General features: G+C 72.6%; 16 protein-coding genes, 1 tRNA gene and 1 other RNA gene. 11 read left to right on the forward strand and 7 right to left on the reverse strand.

Annotated features, from left to right (window positions below; all coding sequences use genetic code 11):
• Positions 1-19: 19 nt before the first annotated feature.
• From ACWDBE_RS19510 to ACWDBE_RS19525, 4 genes are all read right to left on the reverse strand, one after another.
• The gene (locus tag ACWDBE_RS19510) at positions 20-283 is read right to left on the reverse strand and encodes a VOC family protein (RefSeq protein ID WP_449788475.1); all 264 of its coding nucleotides are present in this window, start codon (positions 281-283) and stop codon (positions 20-22) included.
• Between the two features lie 323 nt (positions 284-606).
• Positions 607-873 (reverse strand): Txe/YoeB family addiction module toxin, encoded by a 267-nt coding sequence (locus tag ACWDBE_RS19515; RefSeq protein ID WP_355201987.1) that lies wholly within the window; start codon positions 871-873, stop codon positions 607-609.
• Positions 870-1148 carry a type II toxin-antitoxin system Phd/YefM family antitoxin gene (locus ACWDBE_RS19520; RefSeq protein WP_449808637.1) on the reverse strand — a complete coding sequence of 93 codons (279 nt, stop codon included), beginning with the start codon at positions 1146-1148 and terminating at the stop codon, positions 870-872. The genes ACWDBE_RS19515 and ACWDBE_RS19520 overlap by 4 nt, the downstream gene beginning before the upstream one ends.
• A 90-nt stretch (positions 1149-1238) precedes the next feature.
• Positions 1239-1323, reverse strand: a tRNA-Ser gene (locus ACWDBE_RS19525).
• A gap of 108 nt (positions 1324-1431) precedes the next feature.
• Here ACWDBE_RS19525 and ffs point away from each other — a divergent pair.
• The 10 genes from ffs (at position 1432) to ACWDBE_RS19575 (ending at position 11630) form a co-directional block, all read left to right on the forward strand.
• Positions 1432-1528: signal recognition particle sRNA small type (gene ffs / locus ACWDBE_RS19530), an RNA gene on the forward strand.
• A 65-nt stretch (positions 1529-1593) separates the two neighbouring features.
• Positions 1594-3735 (forward strand): DNA polymerase III subunit gamma and tau, encoded by a 2142-nt coding sequence (locus ACWDBE_RS19535; protein WP_449808638.1) that lies wholly within the window; start codon positions 1594-1596, stop codon positions 3733-3735.
• Positions 3736-3857: 122 nt separating this feature from the next.
• Positions 3858-4196, forward strand: a complete 339-nt coding sequence (locus tag ACWDBE_RS19540; RefSeq protein ID WP_449788473.1) for a YbaB/EbfC family nucleoid-associated protein — start codon at positions 3858-3860, stop codon at positions 4194-4196.
• A 233-nt stretch (positions 4197-4429) separates the two neighbouring features.
• Positions 4430-5029 (forward strand): recombination mediator RecR, encoded by a 600-nt coding sequence (gene recR, locus ACWDBE_RS19545; RefSeq protein WP_350575393.1) that lies wholly within the window; start codon positions 4430-4432, stop codon positions 5027-5029.
• Positions 5022-5777, forward strand: coding sequence for a DUF5063 domain-containing protein (locus tag ACWDBE_RS19550; RefSeq protein WP_449788472.1), 756 nt, complete (start codon positions 5022-5024; stop codon positions 5775-5777). The genes recR and ACWDBE_RS19550 overlap by 8 nt, the downstream gene beginning before the upstream one ends.
• 397 nt (positions 5778-6174) lie before the next feature.
• Positions 6175-7455: an aspartate kinase gene (locus ACWDBE_RS19555; RefSeq protein ID WP_316522622.1), complete on the forward strand. Its 1281-nt coding sequence runs from the start codon at positions 6175-6177 to the stop codon at positions 7453-7455.
• 60 nt (positions 7456-7515) lie between these two features.
• On the forward strand, positions 7516-8583 hold the full coding sequence (locus ACWDBE_RS19560) for an aspartate-semialdehyde dehydrogenase (RefSeq protein ID WP_449788471.1): 1068 nt from the start codon (positions 7516-7518) through the stop codon (positions 8581-8583).
• A gap of 271 nt (positions 8584-8854) precedes the next feature.
• Positions 8855-9400: a SigE family RNA polymerase sigma factor gene (locus tag ACWDBE_RS19565; protein ID WP_392868345.1), complete on the forward strand. Its 546-nt coding sequence runs from the start codon at positions 8855-8857 to the stop codon at positions 9398-9400.
• Entirely contained in the window at positions 9393-10724 is a 1332-nt protein-coding gene (locus tag ACWDBE_RS19570) for a hypothetical protein (protein WP_449808639.1), read from the forward strand. The genes ACWDBE_RS19565 and ACWDBE_RS19570 overlap by 8 nt, the downstream gene beginning before the upstream one ends.
• Before the next feature lie 126 nt (positions 10725-10850).
• Positions 10851-11630 carry an SURF1 family protein gene (locus tag ACWDBE_RS19575; RefSeq protein WP_449788469.1) on the forward strand — a complete coding sequence of 260 codons (780 nt, stop codon included), beginning with the start codon at positions 10851-10853 and terminating at the stop codon, positions 11628-11630.
• 27 nt (positions 11631-11657) lie between these two features.
• Here ACWDBE_RS19575 and ACWDBE_RS19580 read toward each other — a convergent pair whose 3' ends face one another.
• Together ACWDBE_RS19580 and ACWDBE_RS19585 are read right to left on the reverse strand one after the other, a co-directional pair.
• The gene (locus tag ACWDBE_RS19580; RefSeq protein ID WP_449788468.1) at positions 11658-12296 is read right to left on the reverse strand and encodes a hypothetical protein; all 639 of its coding nucleotides are present in this window, start codon (positions 12294-12296) and stop codon (positions 11658-11660) included.
• Positions 12293-14161 carry a S9 family peptidase gene (locus ACWDBE_RS19585; protein ID WP_449788467.1) on the reverse strand — a complete coding sequence of 623 codons (1869 nt, stop codon included), beginning with the start codon at positions 14159-14161 and terminating at the stop codon, positions 12293-12295. Before ACWDBE_RS19585 ends, ACWDBE_RS19580 begins: the two co-directional genes overlap by 4 nt.
• Before the next feature lie 545 nt (positions 14162-14706).
• Here ACWDBE_RS19585 and ACWDBE_RS19590 point away from each other — a divergent pair.
• The gene (locus tag ACWDBE_RS19590; RefSeq protein WP_449808640.1) at positions 14707-15150 is read left to right on the forward strand and encodes a response regulator transcription factor; all 444 of its coding nucleotides are present in this window, start codon (positions 14707-14709) and stop codon (positions 15148-15150) included.
• 376 nt (positions 15151-15526) lie between these two features.
• Here the strand turns inward: ACWDBE_RS19590 and ACWDBE_RS19595 are convergent, their stop codons facing one another.
• Positions 15527-17524 carry an NHL repeat-containing protein gene (locus ACWDBE_RS19595; protein ID WP_449808641.1) on the reverse strand — a complete coding sequence of 666 codons (1998 nt, stop codon included), beginning with the start codon at positions 17522-17524 and terminating at the stop codon, positions 15527-15529.
• Between the last annotated feature and the right edge of the window lie 160 nt (positions 17525-17684).

Raw genomic sequence — 17684 nt, forward strand, 5'->3', positions numbered from 1 at the left:
CTCCGTTCGTCTCGGACGGTCAGTTGGTGGCGGTCGTGGCGGGGATCAGGCAGAAGGGGCCGCCCTGGGGGTCGGTGAGGACGACCCACTGACCCTCGCCCGGCTGGAAGGCGGGCCGGGAGGTTCCGAGGGCGAGCAGTTCCTCGACCGCGCGGTCCAGGTCGGGGACGGTGAAGTCGAGGTGCAGGCGGGTGCTCCCCTCGGGCCACCCCGGCGTCCGGTAGCCCTCGACACGGCCGCCACCTCGGCCACACCCCGACCGCCCTGCGCCGCCTGCTGGCACCCGGCGAACGGGACGAGGATCGGCTGACAGTCGGATGACGGGTTGCAGCGGGTCCGAGCAAAAATCGGGACCACGGAACGACGAAGGCCCGGGCCGCGTGATGCGGTCCGGGCCTCCGTGAAGGCGGAGAACACGAGATTCGAACTCGTGAGGGGTTGCCCCCAACACGCTTTCCAATTCTCCCGAACGCTGTTCGTCGGGGTTCACACCCGTCCTGACCAGTGGCGGAGCGAACCGCTGGGCGGCGGCCGAACCCGGCTGGACGGGGGTGAATGAGACCAGAACTGAGACCGGGGCGTGTGTCTCTCTGGTCGTCTCAGGCTCTACTTGCCGTAGTGGTAACGGCATGCGATGACGCACAGGGTGTCGGCCTGCTCGTCAAGGATGTAGACCAGGCGGTGTTCCTGATCGATCCGGCGGGACCAGGCCCCGGCGAGCTCGTGCCGCAAGGGTTCGGGTTTGCCGATGCCCTCGTTGCCGTTTCGGCGGATGTCGTCGATCAGCAGGTTGATGCGCTTGAGAAGGCGGCGATCGTCGGCCTGCCAGGACAGGTAGTCGCTCCAGCCGCGCTCGGTGAACTGGACCTTCACGCGCTCTGCTCGGTGAGGTCTTCGGGGTCGATCAGTTCGCGGGTCACCGCACGGCCCTCCCGGTACTCCTGCAGGGAGCGGCGGAGGTGGTCGGCGTTGGCCGGGGAGCGCAGCAGGTAGTCGGTCTCGCGGAGCGAGGCGTACTCGGCCAGCGAGACGACGACCAGAGGCTCGTGGCCGGCGCGTGTGATGACGAGCTCTTCGGCGTCGCTCTCGACGGCATCGAGCGCGGCGGCGAGATTGCCGCGGAGCTCGGTGGCACTCATCGTCTTCATGTTGTACAGAATAACGTACATCGATTGAGCGGGCCAGAGAGTAAACGACGAAGGCCCGGGCCGCTGAGCGGTCCGGGCCTTCGATCAAGGCGGAGGATACGAGATTCGAACTCGTGAGGGGTTGCCCCCAACACGCTTTCCAAGCGTGCGCCCTAGGCCTCTAGGCGAATCCTCCGAGGGAGAGCTTAGTACATGTTTCGGGGTGCTCGCGACCACCTATCCCGCAGGCGGGAGGGTGGGGGTGGCCTGTGGATCGTCGGGCCGCGGATCCGGTAGTGTGGGGGTCAGCCCCTCGTGTGGCGTCATCTCTCTGAACCCCCCCAGGGCCGGAAGGCAGCAAGGGTAGGAGGGCTCTGGCGGGTGCACGGGGGGTCTTTGCGTTCCCGGAGCCCGGTGGGGGTGAGGGGCGACGCGTTTGTCGGCCCGTCCCGATATCGTCGGTGGTGTGTCCCTAGCCCTGTACCGCCGCTACCGCCCCGAGACCTTCGCGGAGGTCATCGGGCAGGAGCACGTGACCGCCCCGCTCCAGCAGGCCCTGCGCAACAACAGGGTCAACCACGCGTACCTGTTCAGCGGGCCGCGCGGCTGTGGCAAGACGACGAGCGCGCGCATCCTGGCCCGTTGCCTCAACTGTGAGCAGGGGCCGACGCCGACGCCCTGCGGGGAGTGCCAGTCCTGCCGGGACCTCGCGACCGGCGGGCCAGGGTCGATCGACGTGATCGAGATCGACGCCGCCTCGCACGGTGGTGTGGACGACGCGCGCGAGCTGCGCGAGCGGGCGTTCTTCGCGCCGGTGCACAGCCGGTACAAGATCTTCATTCTGGACGAGGCGCACATGGTGACCTCGGCCGGTTTCAACGCGCTGCTGAAGGTGGTCGAGGAGCCGCCGGAGCACCTCAAGTTCATCTTCGCGACCACCGAGCCGGAGAAGGTGATCGGGACGATCCGGTCCCGGACGCACCACTACCCGTTCCGGCTGGTTCCGCCCGGCACGCTGCGCGACTACCTGGCGGAGGTGTGCGGCCGGGAGGAGATCCAGGTCGAGGACTCCGTGTTCCCGCTGGTGGTGCGGGCGGGTGCCGGGTCGGTGCGCGACTCGATGTCGGTCATGGACCAGCTGCTGGCCGGGGCTGCGGAGAGCGGCGTCACGTACCAGATGGCCACGGCGCTGCTCGGGTACACCGACTCCGCGCTGCTGGACGAGGTGGTGGACGCCTTCGCCGCGCACGACGGGGCGACGGTGTTCCAGGTGATCGACCGGGTGGTCGAGGGCGGGCACGACCCGCGCCGCTTCGTCACCGACCTGCTGGAGCGGCTGCGCGACCTGGTGATCCTGGCCACCGTGCCGGACGCCGGGGAGAAGGGGCTGATCGACGCCCCGGCCGACCGCGTCGCGGTGATGCAGGCGCAGGCGGACGCGTTCGGCGCGGCCGAGCTGAGCCGGGCCGCCGACCTCGTCAACACCGGGCTGACCGAGATGCGCGGCAACGCGGCGCCCCGGCTGCAGCTGGAGCTGATCTGCGCCCGGGTGATGCTGCCGGGCGCGTACAGCGACGAGCTGTCGCTGCAGGCGCGGCTGGACAAGCTGGAGCGGCGGGCCGCGGCGGGCGGGTTCGCCGCGCCGCTGGCGGCTCCGGTGGGCATGCCGACGGCGGCTCCGATGGCGGCCGCGCCGGTGGCCGAGGCTCTGGCGGCTCCCGCCCCGATGCCGGCCGCACAGCCCGTACCCGCTCCGCAGCCCGCACCGGCTCCGCAGCCCGCCGCGCCCGCCGGGCCGGCGCCGGGTGCCTGGCCGATCCCGCGTAGCTTCCCACCCGCCGGCGGTGCCCCCGTCGGCGGTGCCCCCGCGGCGCCGCCCGTGGCGCAGCCGCAGGCCGCCCCGGCCCAGGCGCCGGCTCCCGCTCCCGTGCCCGCTCCGGCCCCCGCCCCGGCGGCTCCGGGTGGGAAGCCTTCGGCCTCCGCGCAGCAGGGGGCCGCGCAGGTGCGGCAGCTGTGGCCGCAGATCCTGGAGGCGGTGAAGAACCGCCGGCGCTTCACCTGGATCCTGCTCAGCCAGAACGGCCAGGTGGCCGGGTTCGACGGCAGCGTGCTCCAGGTGTCCTTCATCAACGCCGGCGCCCGGGACAGCTTCGTCGGCAGCAACAGCGACGACGTGCTGCGTTCCGCGCTGGCCGACGCGCTGGGCGTGGACTGGCGGATCGAGTGCATCGTGGACCCGTCCGGCGGCGCCGGAGGCCCGGGTGGCGGTGCGCCGGGTGGCGGCGCCCAGAGTGGCGGTGGCTGGGGAGCCCCGGCCCGTCCGGCGGCCGCCGCGCCGTCGATGCCCGCCCCCGCGCCGACGCCCGTGCAGGCTCCGCCGGTCCAGGCCGCGCCGGCGCCCGTCCAGGTGCAGCCCGCGCAGCCCGCGCCGGTGCAGGCCCCGCCGCCCGCGGCGCCGGCCCGTCCGGTGCAGTCGGTGGCCCCGGAGGACGACATCCCGGAGGCGGACGACCCGGACCTCAAGGAGGACGTGTTCTCCGGCCAGGAGCTGATCATCCGCGAGCTGGGGGCGACGGTGCTGGAGGAGATCCACCACCAGGGCTCCTGAGCGGAGCCCTGAGCGGACCCTGAACCGGGCCCCTTTCCGGGGCCCGGAGCAGCGGGCAGCACGTAGGCTCGGCGGTGACGCACGAAGCACCGCAAGACAGCCGTGACAGCAAGGAGACAGCCGTGTTCCCCGGTGGTGGCCAGCCCAACATGCAGCAGCTGCTGAAGCAGGCGCAGAAGATGCAGCAGGATCTCGCGAAGGCCCAGCAGGAGCTGGCCGAGACGAAGGTGAACGGTACGGCGGGCGGCGGCCTGGTCGAGGCGACGGTGACCGGCGCCGGTGAGCTGGTGGCGCTGACCATCGCCCCGGCGGCCGTGGACCCGGAGGACACCGAGACCTTGGCCGACCTGGTCCTGGCGGCCGTACGGGACGCCAGCCAGACCGCGCAGAAGATGCAGGCCGAGCGCATGGGCCCGCTGACCCAGGGCCTGGGCGGCGGCATCCCCGGTCTGCCGTTCTAACCTCGGCTTCGAGTTCCAGAAGGTCTGAAGTTCAGACGACAGACCCATGTGATTTATGTGGGAGTCGGGCGTCGGGCGCTGTGTCCGACGCCCGATTCGTTGGATGATGGCACCGGAGCACCACCGGCCATCCGGTGCCATCGACGAGCCGGTGCGCCGACCAACCGGCACCACCGACCAACCGGTACCGCCGGACGACCGGCACCACCGACCATCCGAGGGAAGGCGCGACGTTGTACGAGGGCGTGGTTCAGGACCTGATCGACGAACTGGGCAGGCTGCCCGGCGTCGGGCCCAAGAGCGCCCAGCGGATCGCCTTCCACGTGTTGCAGGCCGACCCGACCGACGTGCGCCGGCTGGCGCACGCCCTGCTGGAGGTCAAGGACAAGGTCCGCTTCTGCGTGGTCTGCGGCAACGTCGCGGAGGCCGAGCAGTGCCGGGTCTGCCTGGACCCCCGCCGCGACCTCGCCGTCATCTGCGTGGTCGAGGAGCCCAAGGACGTCGTCGCCATCGAGCGCACCCGTGAGTTCCGCGGCCGCTACCACGTGCTGGGCGGCGCGATCAGCCCCATCGAGGGCGTCGGCCCGGACGACCTGCGCATCCGCGAGCTGCTGTCGCGGCTTGCGGACGGCACGGTCACCGAGCTGATCCTGGCCACCGACCCCAACCTGGAGGGGGAGGCGACCGCCACCTACCTGGCCCGGCTCTGCAAGCCGATGGGCCTGAAGGTGACCCGTCTGGCGAGCGGCCTGCCCGTCGGCGGGGATCTGGAGTACGCGGACGAGGTCACCCTCGGCCGCGCCTTCGAAGGGAGACGACTGCTCGATGTCTGACCGGACGATCAACCAGCAGCCCCACACCCCCCGCCAGCAGTCCCACGGGGAACCGGGGGCACACGCCCCGCACGCAGGGGCACACGCCCCGCACGCGGACGTCCACGCCCCGCACACCCACGGCCACGGTTCGGAGCCGGACGACTTCGCCGTGCAGATCGCCGACTCGGTGGAGAGCTTCGTGCTCGCCGTCACCGAGGTCGCCAAGGGCGACGAGCCCGGCAGCGCGGTCTCGCTGCTGCTCCTGGAGGTCTCGCAGCTGCTGCTGGCGGGCGGCCGACTGGGCGCGATCGAGGACGTCGTCCCGGAGGACCGCTTCGAGCCCGACGCGGGCCCCGAGCCGGACGGCGAGCAGCTGCGCGAGCGCCTCGCCGAGCTGCTCGCGCCGATCGACGTCTACCACGAGGTCTTCGACCCGTACGGTCCGCCGGAGAAGCCCAACGCCTTCCGGATCTCGGACGACCTGGCCGGCGTGGTCAGCGAGCTCCAGCACGGCCTGACCCACTACCGCGAGGGCCGGGTCAGCGAGGCGCTGTGGTGGTGGCAGTTCTCGTACCTCTCCAACTGGGGCACGACCTGTACGGCGGTGCTGCGGGCCCTGCAGTCGCTGATCGCCCACGTCCGGCTGGACAGCCCGATCGGCGCGGTGCCGGACGGCGCGGACACCGACGACGACGGGCTCACCGACGAGCAGCTGGAGCAGCAGGCGGGCGACCTGATGGCGGCCGAGCTCGGTCTGGGCCGCTAGGCAGCAGGTCGCAGCCGGTACAGGAACGTCTGCAGGCGGCCAGGCGGCCAGGCGATAGGCGACCGGCGGCAGGCGACCGGCGACTGGCGACCGGCGGAATTCAGCAATGGCGGGCCCGGATTGTGACGGATGCCTCAGCGCCCGGCCGGAAAAGAAAATCCGGCCGGATCGCCGCCCCCCGATCCGCCGATTCTTCGGAACCGCGCCGAATCGCCCGCAGACCTGACGGCGGAGCCACCCGCACGCCGCTCACGTGCTGAAACTACCGTCTCACCATATGGAAAGCGCCAGTCGGAGCACCCCTGCTCGGTAGACTGACGACGACCGCACCCCCCTCTTCCCAGGGGGGTACGGGGGCCCGTAGCCCCCGGAAAAGACTTCGAGTCGAGGAGCGCACGTGGGCCTTGTCGTGCAGAAGTACGGCGGCTCATCCGTTGCGGATGCCGAAGGCATCAAGCGCGTGGCCCGCCGAATCGTTGACGCCAAGAAGGCCGGCCATGAGGTCGTCGTCGTGGTGTCCGCGATGGGCGACACGACGGACGAGCTCATCGAACTCGCCGAGCAGGTGTCACCGCTGCCTGCCGGCCGTGAGTTCGACATGCTGCTGACCGCTGGAGAGCGCATCTCCATGGCGCTGCTGGCCATGGCGATCAAATCCCTGGGGCACGAGGCGCAGTCCTTCACGGGCAGCCAGGCCGGTGTCATCACCGACTCCGTCCACAACAAGGCGCGCATCATCGACGTGACGCCGGGCCGCATCCGCACCGCCCTGGACCAGGGCAACATCGCGATCGTGGCCGGTTTCCAGGGCGTCTCCCAGACCAGCAAGGACATCACCACGCTGGGCCGGGGCGGCTCGGACACCACCGCCGTGGCGCTCGCCGCCGCGCTCAAGGCCGAGGTCTGCGAGATCTACACCGACGTGGACGGCGTGTTCACCGCCGACCCGCGCGTGGTGAAGAAGGCCCGCAAGATCGACTGGATCGCCTACGAGGACATGCTGGAGCTGGCCTCGTCGGGCTCCAAGGTCCTGCTCGATCGGTGTGTCGAGTACGCCCGTCGCTACAACATCCCGATTCACGTACGCTCGTCCTTCTCGGGTCTTCCCGGGACGATCGTCAGCAATGACAACCCGAACCAGCCCGAAGGGGGCGAGATGGAGCAGGCCATCATCTCCGGAGTCGCCCACGACACCTCCGAGGCCAAGGTCACGGTCGTCGGCGTGCCCGACAAGCCGGGCGAGGCGGCGCGCATCTTCCGCGCCATCGCCGACGCCGAGGTCAACATCGACATGGTGGTGCAGAACGTCTCCGCCGCATCGACCGGCCTGACCGACATCTCCTTCACCCTGCCCAAGACCGAGGGCCAGAAGGCCATCGACGCACTGGGCCGGGTCAAGGAGGGCATCGGCTACGAGTCGCTGCGCTACGACGACGCGATCGGCAAGATCTCGCTGGTCGGCGCCGGCATGCGTTCCAACCCCGGGGTCACGGCGACCTTCTTCGAGGCGCTGTCCGCCGCGGGCGTCAACATCGAGCTGATCTCCACCTCGGAGATCCGCATCTCGGTGGTCACCCGCGCGGATGACGTCCCGGAGGCCGTTCGGGCCGTGCACAGCGCCTTCGGCCTGGACAGCGAGAGCGACGAGGCCGTCGTCTACGGCGGCACCGGGCGATGACCCGGGAGCGGAGCGGGAGCGCCGGGCGATGACCCGGGCACCGGGCCGGGACGCCGGGCGATGACCCGGCGTCCGAACCTCGCCGTCGTCGGCGCCACCGGCGCGGTCGGCGAGGTGCTGCTCGGGCTGCTCTCCCTCCGCCAGGACGTCTGGGGCGAGATCCGTCTCGTCGCCTCCCCGCGCTCGGCCGACCGTACGGCGGTGGTGCGCGGGGAGTCCGTCCGGGTCGTCCCGCTGGCCGAGGAGGCCTTCGAGGGGGTCGACGTGGCGGTGTTCGCCGTCCCCGACCAGGTCTCCGCCCAGTGGGCGCCGATCGCGGCGGCCAAGGGCGTCGTGGTGATCGACGACTCGGCCGTCTTCCGCACTGCCGAGGACGTGCCGCTGGTCGTCCCCGAGGTCAACGCGGCCGCGCTGCGGATCCGCCCGCGCGGGATCGTCGCCAGTCCGGCCGGCACCACCCTCGCGATGATCGCCGTACTCGGCGCGCTGCACGCCGAGTACGGGCTGGCGCAGCTGGTGGTCGCCTCCTACCAGGCCGCCGACGGCGAGGGCCGCGCCGGCGAGGCGGCGCTGCGCGCGCAGACCGCTCTGGTGGCGGGCGCCGAGGTCGGTCGGCAGACCGGTGACCTGCGCGCGCTGATCGCCGATCAGGGTCCTTTCGCCGCCCCGCTCGCGTTCAACGCGGTGCCCTGGACCGGCGGTCTGTGCGAGGGCGGCTGGTCGGCCGAGGAGATGGGCATCCGCGACGAGTCCCGCAAGGTCCTCGGCCTTCCCGCCCTGAAGGTCTCGGCGACCTGTGTCCACATCCCGGTCGTCCGCACCCACGCGCTGGCGGTGCACGCCCGGTTCGAACGGGAGGTCACCCAGGAGCATGCGCAGGACATCCTGCGGGACGCGCCCGGCGTGGTCCTCTACGACGACCCGGCGGCGGGCGAGTTCCCGACGCCGAACGACGTGGTCGGAACGGACCCGGTCTGGGTCGGGAGGGTCCGGCGGGCGCTGGACGAACCGGACGCGCTGGACCTCTTCCTGTGCGGGGACAATCTGCGCAAGGGCGCGGCGCTCAACCTGGTGCAGCTGGCCGAACTGGTGGCGGCGGAGCTGACGGCGGGCCAACCGACCGAGTAGGCATCGGGTTTCCCCACCTGTCTCCCCAGCTGTCCATACCTGTGTCCGCTCCTCGACACAATCTGTCCGGAATCCCGTGGGAATCCCCTGGAGCCCGCTTCCGCCGATGCGGAAGAATGGGCCCCGGGCCGGGCAACCATGACAGGGGATCGAGTGTCCAACGTGCGTGGCGAACGTGATGGTGGGGGCAAGGGCGGGCATCCCGGCGAGAGCCGCGGTGTCCTTCCCGTCGCGCGCCCCGTGGCCTGCGAGTAGGCCGGAAGAAGACCAGATGACGGCGGCCGCACCCGGTGCGGCGGACTCCGGCGCGGGTACCGACGCGGGTACCAGCGAGGACCTGCTCACCGCGACCTACCAGGCGCACTACCGCTCGCTGCTGCGGCTCGCCGCGCTGCTCCTCGACGACCTCTCGACCTGCGAGGACGTCGTCCAGGAGGCGTTCATCCGGGTGCACGCCGCCCGGCGCCGGGTGCGAGAGCCCGAGAAGACCCTGGCCTACCTCAGGCAGACGGTCGTCAACCTGTCCCGCTCCACGCTGCGCCGCCGCATCCTCGGGCTGCGACTGCTGCCGAAGCCCATGCCTGACATGGCCAGTGCAGAAGAAGGTGCCTACGATGCCCTGGAGCGCGACCAGTTGAAGGCCGCGCTACGTGGTCTGCAACGCCGTCAGCGGGAGGTTCTGGTGCTGCGTTACTTCGTGGACATGACGGAGGCGCAGGTCGCCGAGACCCTGGGCATCTCGCTCGGCTCGGTGAAGGCCTACGGCTCGCGTGGACTCGCCGCCCTCCGCGTCCAGATGGAGGCCGGACATGGCTGAGGCGGACGGCGCCTCCGGCCCGAACGGGCCTGACGCCTCCATCCCGAACGCGCCCGTCCCGAACGCGCCCGTCCCGAACGCGCCCGTCCCGAACGCGCCCGTCCCGAACGCGCCCGGCGCCGCGAACGTGCCCGTCCCGAACGTGCCCGGCGCCGCGAACGCGTCGTCGTCCGAGGCGGACTCCCTGACCCCGGAGCTGCCGGACCTCTCCACCGAGGAACGGGCGCTGCGCGAACTGCTGCACGGCGCCGTCTCCGGCATCCAGCCCGCGGCCGAGGCGCTGCCGCGGATCCGCCGGGCGGTGCCCCGCCGCCAGGCCGCCCGGCGCGGTGCCTGGACCGGGGTGGCCGCACTCGCCTTCGTCGTCGCGATCGGCCTGCCCGTCCTGCACGAGGGGGAGCACCTCGGGCTCTCCGGCGGCCCCGGATCGGCGGACGCCAAGAGCCCGGCCGCCACCTCCTCCAGCGGCGTCACCGGAAGCGCCGGTGGCACTGGCGGGGCCTCGCACGGGGACCCGAGCGGCACCGGAGGGGTCACGTCGCCGTCCGGTTCGGCCACGGCCCCGCACACCCCCGGCGGCGGGCTGACGCACACCGACGGCGGCATCGCGCCCTCCGGCACCGGCGGCGCCGACGGCGGCGGCATCGTCCCGCTCTGCACCCGGAAGGACCTCGGCGAGGGCGTCTCGCAGGTCGGCGCGGCCGACGGCACCGGGCGGATCTACGGCTCCTTCACGGTCTACAACGTCTCCGGGCACAGCTGCCGGCTCGGTGGGCCGGGCTCGGTGGCGGTCACCGCCGTCAGCGGCGGCGACCGCGGCCGCGTCCACTCCGCCGACCACGCCCCGGGCGACCCGGCCGCCGACCTGCCCGCGATGGACGGGGAGCCGCCGGTGCTCGCGCCGCGGGCCGGGTACCGGGTGCCGTTCGCCTGGGTCCCCGAACGGACCTGCACCGGCTCCGGCTCCCTGACCACCCCGGCTTCGAACGGCGTCAACCAGGTGGCCCTGCGCTCGGACGTCCCGGCCGCCGTCGAGCCCGGCGCCCCGGGCTCCGTCACCAGCGACGCGCCCAGCGCCAACCCGCCGGCCTCCTCGTCCCCGTCGGCGGACCCCACCACGGCCCCCAGCCCGAGCGCCAGCCCGACCGGGAACCCGCCCACCACGGCGCCCACCGTGACCATCGCCCACACTCCCGCCCCCGGCAGCCCGGCGGTCGCCACGGCGATCCTGCCCGTGTCGTGCGGCGGCACCGTCTACCGCGGCGGCGTCCAGGGCCTGGGCGGCCCGGCGCCGCAGCCGTCGGGTTCACCGACGGCGGGGTGACCGCCCGGCGGTGACCGGCGGTGACCGGCGGTGCCCGGCGTGCTCGGCGGGTCGTAGCGGGTCGGAGGCCGCCGGGTACGGGGCCCGGGGGGCGGGCCGGGTGTGAGGAGTGGATACCGTGGGGGTGTGTACCGGTTCCTCCTGACTCCGCGCTGGCTCGGCGGCACCGTCGTGGCCGTGGCGGCCGTGGCGGTCTGCCTGTTCCTGGGATCCTGGCAGCTCGGCCGGTTCGAGGACCGGGTGTCCACGCACCAGGAGACCAAGCAGGCGATCACCGCTTCGAGTGATGCCCGGCCGCTCGACGCGCTGCTCAACCAGGCGACCCCGCAGGTGACCACCGAGACCGTCGGCAGGACCGTCACGGTGACCGGCAGCTACGACACCGAACACCAACTGCTCGTCCCCAACCGCGTGGTGGACGGCAAGCAGGGCTACTACGTGCTCACCCCGCTGCGCACCCCCGACGGACACGCCGTCGCCGTGGTGCGCGGCTGGGCGCCCGGAACCCCGGCCGCCGCCGGGCCGCCGCCGGGCGGAGAGGTGACGGTGACCGGGCGCCTGCAGGCCAACGAGGCCGTGGGCAGCAACGGCGCGGTGGCGGGCGGCCTGCCTGCCGGGCAGCTCGGCATGATCAACCGGGCGTCGCTGCTGAACGTGCTGGAGTACGACGGCTGGTACGACGGCTGGGTGGCCGCCGACGACGTGCCCGCCGGGCTGGCCTCCGTACCGAGCGTGCAGCCGCAGGGCGGGGACGGGCTCACCCTGCGCGCCTTCCAGAACCTGGGCTACACCCTGGAGTGGTTCGTCTTCGCGGGGTTCGTCGTCTTCATGTGGTTCCGCCTGGTGCGCCGCGAGGCGGAGGCGGAGCAGGACCGGGCCCTCGGACTGGACCCGGTCCTGGACTGACCGGCGGAGTCCCGCTCCGCCCCCGGCTCAGCGCTTGGTCGGCAGGGCCGGCGCCGGCGTCGGCTTGACCGCCGGCGGGGGCGGCGTCGGAGTGGGCGTCGGGATCGCCGGCTGGGTCGGGAGCAGCGACTGGGTCGGCGAGGACGAGCCGGTGGGCAGCGGCGTCGGGTCGCTGTGGCAGTGGCCGTTGCCGCTGCCGCCGTGGTCGTCGTCGGAGTCGTAGTGGTCGATGTGGTGGTGCACGGTGCGACCGCTCTTCGACCCCTTGGAGCCCTTCGAGCCCGAGGAACCCTTGGAGCCGCCGGACCCCTTCGATCCCTTGGCGAGTTCGACGGTGCCGTCCGGGTCGGTCGGCTCGTACGCCGTCAGCAGCACGGATGTGCCCGCGGCCCCGCCGCCGACCGTGCTCCCCGTGCTCCCCGCGCCCGGTGCGCTCGCCTTGGTCGCGGTGGCGGGCGGTGCTGCGGGCGGTGCGGCGGGCGGTGTGGCAGTGGGTGCGGCGGGCGGTGTGGCGGCCGAGCTCGTGGGCACGACCGCCGAGGGGCTCGGCACCACCGGGCCCGCCGGGGGCGGGCAGGAGGCCTCGTTCTGCTGCGAGCCCGAGCAGCCGGTGAGCACCAGGGCCCCGGCGACCGCCGCCCCCGCGAGCATCAGCAGGCGTCTCACGCCTGCCCTCCGGCGCCGCTCGCGTCGGCCTCCGCCGGCGCCGCGCCCAGGTGCCGCCGGACGAAGTCGATCTCCAGCCGCAGCTGCTTGATCCGCTCCTCCACCACCAGAGACCCGTGCCCCGCGTCGAAGCGGTACACCTCGTGCGGCTTGCCGAGCCGCTCCAGCTGCTCGACGTAGTTGTCGATCTGCCGGATCGGGCAGCGCGGGTCGTTGACCCCGGCGCTGATGTACACCGGCACCCGCACCTGCTCGACGTAGGTCAGTGGCGAGGAGGCGGTGAAGCGCTCCGGGACCTCCTCCGGGGTGCCGCCGAAGAGCGTGCGGTCCAGCGACTTGAGCGCCTCCATCTCGTCGGCGTACGCCGTGTGGTAGTCCGCGACCGGCACGGCGGCCACGCCGAGGGCCCAGCTGTCGGGCTGGACGCCGAGGCCGAGCAGGGTCAGGTAGCCGCCCCAGCTGCCGCCGGTGAGCACCAGCCGGGCCGGGTCGGCGAGCCCGCTGTCGACGGCCCAGGCGCGGACCGCCGCGATGTCCTCCAGCTCGATCAGGCCGACCCGCTCGTGCAGCGCGTCCGTCCAGGCCTGGCCGTAGCCGGTCGAGCCGCGGTAGTTGACCCGGACCACCGCGAAGCCGTGGTCCAGCCAGGCGGCCGGGCCGGCGGCGAAGGAGTCGCTGTCGTGGTGGGTCGGGCCGCCGTGGATCTCGAACACGGTCGGGTACGGGCCCTGCGCGGGCGTCGTCGGCCGCTGCACCAGGGCGTGCACCCGCCCGCCGGGGCCGTCCACCCAGACGTCCTCGACCGGCACCGAACCGGGCGGCACCGTGCCGGGCGCCCGCAGCACGACCGTCCCGGAGGTGGAGCGGACGGCGGAGGGCTCGGCGGCGGAGGACCACAGGTACTCGACGGTGCCGTCCGGGCGGGCGGTGGCGCCGCCGACGGTGCCGCGCGGGGTGTCCAGGCGGGTCAGCAGGCCGTCGGCGAGTCCGTACGAGAACAGCTCGCTGCGCGCCTCGTACTCGTGCTCCACCAGCAGTTCCTCGGCGCCGGGGCGCCACTGCGCGGAGACGTCGCCGGGCAGTTCGCGGCCCTGCTCGTCGCGCAGCGGGAGGGCGGTCTCGACGCCGGTGGCGACGTCCCAGATCATCGGCTCCCAGCGGCCGGTGCGCTGGTGGGCGACCAGCAGGCGGGTGTCGCCCTCGACCGGGGCGAAGCCCAGGCAGGCGACGCCGCGCGGCTCGTCCCGGCCGGTGACCTCGTCCAGCTCGGCGACGGTCTCGACGCCGCCTTCCCCGGTGATCCGGACGACCCGGATCGCGGAGTGCATCGCGTCGCCGTGCTCGGTGTGGTCGATGGCGAGCAGTGTGCTGTCGTGGCTGAGGTCGCCGACGCCGCCGTACTCCTCGTGCCGGTAGATCTCGACCGGCCCGGCGCTGCCGGGGCGGTACAGGTGCAGGGTGGTGCCGTCCTCGTCGGTGGAGCGGCCGACGACCACGGTGCCGTCGCGGCCGAGTGCCAGGCCGGCCGAGTAGGAGGCGGCGAGGCCGGGCACGGCCTCCTCGTCGGGACCGCCCGCGAACGGCTGGCGGCGCCAGACGCCGAACTCGTCGCCGTCGTGGTCGTCGAACCACCAGACCCAGTCGCCGTCGGGGGACAGCTCGGCGTCGGTGGTGCCGTTCGGACGGTCGGTGACCTGGCGGTGGGCGCCGGTGGCGCGGTCCCAGGCGTAGACCTCGTAGGTGCCGGTCGCGTTGGACACGTACAGCGCCCGGTCCGGGGCGTCCTCGGCCCAGTCGGGCAGCGACACCCGGGCCGCCCTGAACCTCTGCTCCCACGCCGGGACGGCGCTCTTCTCCTCGCTCATCCGACCATCCAACCCGATCGGGGGGAGGGAAGGGAACGGGCGGGTGGGCTTCGGCCCGCCCGCCCGGGGTGCCGGCGGGCGCGGTGAAGACCGGCCCGGCGCCGAGGGCATCCGGACCGCGGCCGAACCGGAGGTGCAGGGGGGACCAGGAAGAAGGAGCCCTGGCCGAGCCAGAAGGCGAGTTGGGCGAGCAGGCCGGCGCCGAAGGAGCGGCTGCGGAACAGCCGGGTGTCGACCAGCGGGGTGTCGGCGGTGGCGCCTTGACCGGTGGCGCTGGAGGTGGCGTTCGGGCGCTTGACGGGGGAGCCGGTGGCAGCGCGGCCGGTGACGGACCGGCGGGCGGCGGGGCGCGGCCGACCGGCTGCTGGTCGGCCTCGCCGGACTCGGACTGCTCGCCGAACTCGCAGCAGACCAGCCGCGGTTGTGCGTCCTGGGCGACATCCAGTGGCTGGGCTGGACCGGGCCTCACTGGACGCGCTGCTGCTGGCCGCCCGTCGGTTCCAGGCCGAGGGGGCGTCCTGCTGCTCGCCGCCCGCACCGGCGGGGTGTCCGCGTCCGGGGCCGGCGGCGCCCGCACCGAACTCTCCGCCACCGGCACCCCGGCCCTCAACCCCGGCCGACACCCCGCAGCGCCCCCTCACCCCCAGGGACTCCAGATCGCCCGCCTCGCCGCCCAGGGCCTCACCAACCGCGATATCCGCCGCCCGCTCTTCCTCAGCCCCCGTACGGTCGCCCACCACCTCTACGGGGCCTACCGGAAGCTCGACATCACCTCCCGCACCGGACTCACCACCGTCCTCCGACCGGACCCCGGCCACGACGCGGGTGAACCACGCGCGGGCCCGGATCGGCGGAACGCCACGGAAGGAAGTGCACAGGGCACGGAAGGAGGAAGGTGCTCGGACGGATCCCCGTCGCCGGGTCGGCTGAGGCACGGTCACCCGGTGGGCGGGCACAACGACAGAGGCCCTATCGGATCTCTCCGATAGGGCCTCTGCACTGGGTCGGGGTGGCGGGATTTGAACCCACGGCCTCTTCGTCCCGAATTACGGGCAGGGTGGTCGCTGAGGTCATCTGCGCACGTCAGAGGTGGTGCCAGGGGCGCCGAGGGTCACTGCTGGACGGGGCGGTTGCTGTACTTTGCTGCTGTACAGCGGACGCGCGCCAGTGGCTCGTCAGCGGTCAGGCTTTTTCGGCAAGCCCCCGTGCCAGTGCTCCGTCGGCTCCTTCGCGTCGGCCGCTGGTCGGGCTGGAGTGTCACCAGGGGCGGTAGCCGTTCCGTTCCGGGTGTCTGCCTGGGGCGCACGGGTAGTGGTCGGTTGGGGGCCGGATTCGCTACCCGCGGGCCGGTCGGGTGCGCCGGTTTCACTGCTTCGGGCAGGCGGTCGCGGTTGCCGATGACGGTCGCATCGGTAGCGGGGTGAGGGGTGTGCAGACTGGGGTGGCGAGTCCGATGAGTTCCACCAGGCCTACGCCGCCGGTCGGGGGGAGGAGTGCCGACCAGTTGTTGGCCAGCCAGACGTTGCCGGACTGGTCGAGCTGCACTGCCGTGAGGTGCTGGATCGCTGCGTTGCGGAACCCCTGTGAGGGGGACAGGAACGTGCCGGTGGAGGTGCCGTTCGGGCAGGCGGCGGTGTTCTCGCCGCACAGCAGCCATACGGACGGGGCGCCGAAGCCGGCGACCCATACGCGGTCGGACCCGTCCACGGCCACGGACCAGGGGGCGACCGTGATCGGCAGCTTGTGCTCACCGGCGATGGTTCCATCGGGCCGGATCTCGGTGACGGTGTTGCTGAAGAAGTCGGGCACCCAGACGTTGTTCCTGGAATCGATGGCAAGTCCCAGGGGCCAGCTGAACGAGCTGCTCTTGACGGGCGAGAACGCGGTCGGTTTGAAGTCGGGGCCGATGACGGTGACGCCTCCACCGAACTCGACGTTGGAATCGGGCACGCGCGTTTCGTAGAGTTTGGCGCCGCTGAGGCGGGCGTTGGTGACCCAGGCCCGTCCCTGGCCGTCGATCTGGACGGCGAACGGGTGGTCGAGGCCGCCGCCGGTGATCGTGATCGCCTTCGAGGGGTCGCCGTGCGGGTAAACGATCACGCTGCCCTGGCCGGGCGCGCCTTTGATGCCATAGAAGTTGGCGATCCACACGTTGCCCTTCTGGTCGACGGCGACACCCTGCGGATGGTCGGGGCCGCCGTTCTTCCAGCCCGTGTCGGGCGACAGCGGGGTTCCGGAGGCCGAGTACTTCGAGATCGCGTCGCCCCCGTAGCTGCTCACCCACGCGGAGCCGTCATGGTCGATCGCGATACCCCAGGCCCCGGCCTTCATGCCGCCGCCGCTGATGGGACTCCCAAGGGTGGGGCGGCCGACCGGGTCGAGCACGGTGACGTAGGGGCTCGGGTCCCTGGTGCCGGCCTGCCAGTTGTTGGTCGCCCAGGCGTTTCCCTTGGCGTCGAACGCGATGCGCCCGGGGGCGTAGAGGCCGGTGTCGGTGTAGCGCAGCGCCAGGATCCAGGACGTGGGGGCCGCGGTGAGCGCGGGAGAGAAGGCGTTCGCCGTCTGCGCGAGGGCGTAGAGCTCGGCCGGGGAGAGTGTCGGGTTGTGGACGAGGTTGAGGGCCGCCTGCACCGTGTCGACCGGGGTGGTGCCACCGGGCGGTGTGGCGAGGCGGAGCACGTCCCCGCAGTGCGGGGCGTTCGGCGTCGCGCAGAGCGAGAGCAGGTTGGCGAGCGTGCCAAGGGTGGCGAGTGTCTCGTTGTTGGTGCCGTTGTCCTGGTTCGTGACGACTCCGCCCGGCTTGCCGGTGGCCGGATCGGCGAGGTTGAACGATGTCGCCGCGGCGTTCTGCAGCCCGGGGCTCGGACCGGAGATGCCGTGCTGGTCGCTGAACTGGGCCAAGGCGTAGGTGGCGGCGACGGTGGTGAGTTCGTTGACCTTCACCGCGCTCAGGGCCCGCTGGGGGACGCCACCTCCGGCGCCGATGCCGACGACGGAACGCAGCCGGAGCCCGGGAGTGTCCGCAGGCGCGGCCTCGACGTACAGCACTCCGTCTGTCGGCTGGGCGTAGGAGATGTTGAAGGAGCCGGTCGCGTCGGTTGTGGCGCGGCCCAGTGCCTCGGTTCCCTGGCGGGTTCCGACGAAGAGCGTCACCTGGGCCCCGTGTAGCGCGTTGCCCGCTCCTGCGACTGTTCCCGCCAGTGTGCTCGGGGTGGCGGCGGGAGCGTCTTGCGGGGCGCTGCAGGAGGTCAGAGCGGCGACGAGCGAGGCAGCCGCGGTGGCTGAGACGGCCGCGGTCCACCTTCGTGCACGGCGGGACGTGCCGAGTGCTGACCTGCGAGCGCGCATGATGGGGGTGGTCATCGTTGTAGGACCTTTCAAACAGAGCAGCCCGGCCGGGATGGACCATGGCCTTCACCCGGAGTTCGCCCGATCGGTGCCCAGGCCGCCAGACGTCAGCCGATCGGGATGTTCCTGCAGCCTTGTCGGGCAGCCGGAAGAGCGGCGAAGCGGATCGGGGCGA

The sequence above is a fragment of the Kitasatospora sp. NPDC001132 genome (assembly GCF_053598415.1).

Coding starts and splice junctions, on each gene's coding strand:
- ACWDBE_RS19550 (WP_449788472.1), top strand. CDS start 5,022: ATGTCTGACCGGACGATCAACCAGCAGCCCCACACCCCCCGCCAGCAG.
- ACWDBE_RS19595 (WP_449808641.1), bottom strand. CDS start 17,524: ATGACCACCCCCATCATGCGCGCTCGCAGGTCAGCACTCGGCACGTCC.
- ACWDBE_RS19570 (WP_449808639.1), top strand. CDS start 9,393: ATGGCTGAGGCGGACGGCGCCTCCGGCCCGAACGGGCCTGACGCCTCC.
- ACWDBE_RS19520 (WP_449808637.1), bottom strand. CDS start 1,148: ATGAAGACGATGAGTGCCACCGAGCTCCGCGGCAATCTCGCCGCCGCG.
- ACWDBE_RS19565 (WP_392868345.1), top strand. CDS start 8,855: ATGACGGCGGCCGCACCCGGTGCGGCGGACTCCGGCGCGGGTACCGAC.
- ACWDBE_RS19585 (WP_449788467.1), bottom strand. CDS start 14,161: ATGAGCGAGGAGAAGAGCGCCGTCCCGGCGTGGGAGCAGAGGTTCAGG.
- ACWDBE_RS19560 (WP_449788471.1), top strand. CDS start 7,516: ATGACCCGGCGTCCGAACCTCGCCGTCGTCGGCGCCACCGGCGCGGTC.